The organism is Bradyrhizobium sp. NBAIM08 (assembly GCF_020193935.1).
GTDB lineage: Bacteria > Pseudomonadota > Alphaproteobacteria > Rhizobiales > Xanthobacteraceae > Bradyrhizobium > Bradyrhizobium yuanmingense.
The window spans coordinates 1-667 of sequence record NZ_JADYVR010000062.1 but is presented as its reverse complement, the minus strand read 5'-3'; the positions used below and the strand labels follow the sequence as shown (position 1 = coordinate 667).

Here is a 667-nt window from a genome sequence, read left to right as displayed (position 1 = left end):
GACATCGACCTGGCACTGGAATATGCATTGGCGCTCAATTGTGAACAAGTCCATGTGATGGCAGGCGTCGTGCCCGCTGGCGAAGACGCTGAACGGTACCGGGCAGTATTTATCGATAATCTCCGCTACGCTGCCGACCGCTTTGCGCTACACGGCAAGCGAATATTAGTTGAAGCACTCAGCCCCGACGTTAAGCCTCATTATCTCTTCTCCAGCCAGTATCAGGCACTGGCTATTGTTGAAGAGGTTGCGCGAGATAACGTGTTTATTCAACTAGATACTTTTCATGCGCAAAAAGTAGATGGCAACCTGACGCATTTAATCCGCGACTACGCCGGGAAATATGCGCACGTACAAATTGCCGGACTACCTGATCGACATGAACCGGACGATGGAGAAATCAACTATCCGTGGCTGTTCCGCCTGTTCGATGAGGTGGGATATCAGGGCTGGATCGGTTGTGAATATAAACCTCGTGGCCTCACCGAAGAAGGGCTTGGCTGGTTTGACGCCTGGCGCTAATTCGTTAAATCCCTAATTACAACGTACCCATACATCCCCCCATCTACGGATGGGGTAGGTTAACTATAACTTTCAGACAGGGTTTCCCATGTCCACAATTACATTGTTATGCATTGCGTTAACTGGCGTAATCATGCTGTTGCTG

1 protein-coding gene is annotated in these 667 nt (G+C 49.8%); it reads left to right on the top strand.

What is annotated here, in order from left to right:
* Positions 1 to 522: TIM barrel protein (locus I6F37_RS38375; RefSeq protein ID WP_225154124.1), on the top strand; the 522-nt coding region annotated here is incomplete at its 5' end.
* Between the last annotated feature and the right edge of the window lie 145 nt (positions 523 to 667).